This is a genomic window from Pseudomonas sp. FBF18, from assembly GCF_024261405.1.
In the GTDB taxonomy this organism is placed as follows: Bacteria; Pseudomonadota; Gammaproteobacteria; order Pseudomonadales; family Pseudomonadaceae; genus Aquipseudomonas; species Aquipseudomonas palmensis.
The window spans coordinates 1-3,272 of sequence record NZ_QKRS01000035.1 but is presented as its reverse complement, the minus strand read 5'-3'; the positions used below and the strand labels follow the sequence as shown (position 1 = coordinate 3,272).

Genomic DNA, 3,272 nt, shown 5'->3' with positions numbered 1-3,272 from the left:
CATCGGGCTCGGGCAGTGCCTTGCGGTCGAGCTTGCCATTGGCGGTGAGCGGCAGGGCCTGCAGGTACATCAGGTGCGCCGGCACCATGTAGTCCGGCAGCGCTGCTTTCAGGTGCTCGCGCAGGTCGTTGCGCAGACGCTTCTGCGCTTCGTCGTCGGGCAGCGAAGGCGCGTCGAGCACCAGGTAGGCCACCAGTTGTCGACCGCTGGCGGCTGGCACATCGATCACTACTGCCTCGCGGATCGCCGGGTGGGCCTGCAACCTGGCCTCGATCTCGCCCAGCTCGATACGGAAGCCACGGATCTTCACCTGATGATCGATACGCCCCACGTACTCGATCACCCCGTCCTCGCGGTAGCGCGCCAGGTCACCGGTACGGTACAGCCGCCCGCCACCCTGCACGCTGGTGTCGAACGGGTCGGGCAGGAATTTTTCCGCAGTCAGTGCGGCGCGCCCGGCATAGCCACGGGCCAGTCCGGCACCTGCCAGGCACAGCTCGCCGGCAGCGCCCACCGGCACCGTGCCGCCCGCACCGTCGAGCAGGTAGACCCGGCTGTTGCTGACCGGCCGGCCGATGTTGGCGCGGCCCTGCGCTGTCCTGAGCGTGAAGGTCGAGTAGGTGGTGTCTTCGGAGGGGCCATACAGGTCGTAGACCTTTTCCACTCCGCCGGCCTGATACAACTGGTCGACCAGCGACTGCTTCAACGCCTCGCCGGCCAGGTTGATCATGCGCACGCTGCTAGGCAGCTGCCCGGCATCGTGCAGCGCCTTGATTGCCGAAGGTACCGTATTGATAAGACTCACCTGGTCGCGGGCAGCCAGGGTGGGCAATTCCAGCGCGTTGTTGGCCAAAATTGCGTAGCCGCCGCACGAGAGCGTGACGAAAATCTCCCACACCGAGAGGTCGAAACACACCGAGGTGGATGCCAGCACCCCGTGCAGATCACCGGGGCTGTACACCGACTGCGCCCAGGCGATCAAAGCCACGGTATTGCGGTGCTCGATCAGGACGCCCTTGGGCTGTCCGGTGGAGCCGGAGGTATAGATGCTGTAGGCCAGGTTGCCCGGTGCGGTCAGGTTCGGCAGGTCAGCGTCGGGGCAGTCATCCAGCACCAGTTGGTCGAGCAGTACGGCCTGGGCAAGCAGGCCTTCGGGCAGGCGTGGCAACAGGCTCGACTGCGACAGCAACAGCAAGGCCCGACTGTCATTGATCATGTAGGCCAGACGTTCCTGCGGGTACTCCGGGTCCAGCGGCACATAGGCACCCCCTGCCTTGAGCACCGCCAGCAGCCCCACCACCAGCTCGGGGCTGCGCTCAAGCGCCACCCCCACCATCACCTCGGGCCCCACACCCAGCTCGCGCAATCTGTGCGCCAGCTGGTTGGCACGCCGGTTGAGCTGCTGGTAGGTCAGTACCTGCTCACCATGCACCAATGCGGTGGCATGCGGGGTGCTGGCCACCTGTGCCTCGACCAGCTGGTGCACGCAACGATCGACAGGATATGCCGCCTCGGTACGGTTCCAGTCGCCCAGCACCTGCTGGCGCTGCCGGGGGTCCAGCAGGGGCAGCTCGGCAATGCGTCGTTCAGGCTGATCGGCAATACCCTGCAGCAGGTTGTGCCAGTGCCCCAGCATCCGCTCGATGGTACTGCGTTCGAACAGGTCGGTGGCATAGGTCAGCGTCGCCGCGATACCCGAGGCGTGCTCGACCGTGTTCAGCGACAGGTCGAACTGGGCACTGCTTTCCTCCCAGGCCAGCACCTCCACGGTCAGGTCCGACAGCAGGAGGGTCTGCTGCCGGGAGGTGGCCTGGTGATTGAACATCACCTGGAACAGCGGGCTGTGACTGAGGCTGCGCTCGGACTCCAGTGCATCCACCAGTTGTTCGAACGGCAGGTCCTGATGGGCCTGCGCCTCGATTGCAGCCTGCTTGACCTGTTGCAACAGCGCCAGGAAGGTCGTGTGCAGGTCGAAATCGGCCTTCATCACCTGGGTGTTCACGAAGAAGCCGATCAGGGCCTCGGTTTCGGCGCGGTTGCGGTTGGCGATGGGCACGCCCACGCGGATATCGTGCTGGCCCGAATAGCGCTGCAGCAGGCACTGGAAGCTGGCCAGCAACAGCATGAACAAGGTCACGCCCTGCTGCTGGGCCAGCACCTTGAGGCGCTGGGCCAGCTCGCCGGGCAGTTCCAGCCCAAGGTTGGCACCGGCATCGCGCTGTACCGCAGGCCGCGGGTGATCGGTGGGCAGCTCCAGCACCGGCTGGTCGCCGCCCAGTCTGGCCTGCCAGTAGGCGAGCTGGCGCTCCTGCTCGCCGGCCTCCATCCAGTCGCGCTGCCAGATCGCGTAATCGGCGTACTGGATCGGCAGTGCCGGCCGCTGTGCCGACTGCCCGCTACGGCTGGCTTCATAACCCTGGATCAATTCATCGACGATGATCGGCATCGACCAACCATCCGCAATACTGTGGTGCAGCGTCAGCACCAGCGCATGCTCGCGCGAAGCCAGACGCAGCAGCTTCACGCGCAGCAGCGGCCCCTTTTCGAGATCGAAGGGCCGTTGGGTTTCCTCCTCTACCTGGCGCTTGAGCAGTGGCTCCAGGTCAGCGCCCGGTGCGTGGTCCAGAGCCTGGACCTGCAACGAAAAGGCAGTAGCCGGTGCAATCAGTTGAACGGCATGATCGCCATCCTGCTGGAAAGTGGTGCGCAGGATCTCGTGACGATCGATCATCGCCTGGAAGCTCGAACGCAAGGCCTCCAGGTCCAGGTCGCCCTTCAGACGCAGGGCGACCGGAACGTTGTAGGCGGTGCTTTCGGGCTCCAGTTGCCACAGGAACCATTGACGCTGCTGGGCATACGAGAGCACTGCAGGCTCCCCCGCTCCCCTCGGGGAGATGGGGGCGACGCCGTAAAGATTCACGCCTTGACGCTTGAGCAGCGTGGCCAGCGCCTTGCGCTCTTTGGGAGACAGCGATTTTACGGAATCGAGCAACGCCTGCATTGGAATACCCCTTAAGAAATCAGCTCATCAAGTTCCTCCGTTGTTAGACGTTTGAGTGCCTCCAGGGATTTAGCCAATTGCGCCTGAAGTGGATCAATTCCAAGGTTTTTTTCCTCGAGGCTGCGCACGAACTCCCCCAGCTCGGGGTATTCGAACAGGTCCTTGAGTGCCACCTCGATGCCCAGCACTTCGCGCAGCCGCACCATCACCTGGGTTGCCAGCAGCGAGTGCCCGCCCAACTCGAAGAAGTTGTCGGTCAGGCCCACCTGTT

Annotated in this window: 2 protein-coding genes; both read right to left on the bottom strand. The window is 64.3% G+C overall.

Features of this window, described 5'->3' with window-relative positions; all coding sequences use genetic code 11:
* Nucleotides 1–3,001 (bottom strand): amino acid adenylation domain-containing protein (locus DN387_RS25895; protein WP_254506421.1); only part of this gene is annotated, 3,001 nt, incomplete at its 3' end.
* Between the two features lie 11 nt (nt 3,002–3,012).
* Nucleotides 3,013–3,272: phosphopantetheine-binding protein (locus tag DN387_RS25890; protein WP_254506419.1), on the bottom strand; the 260-nt coding region annotated here is incomplete at its 5' end.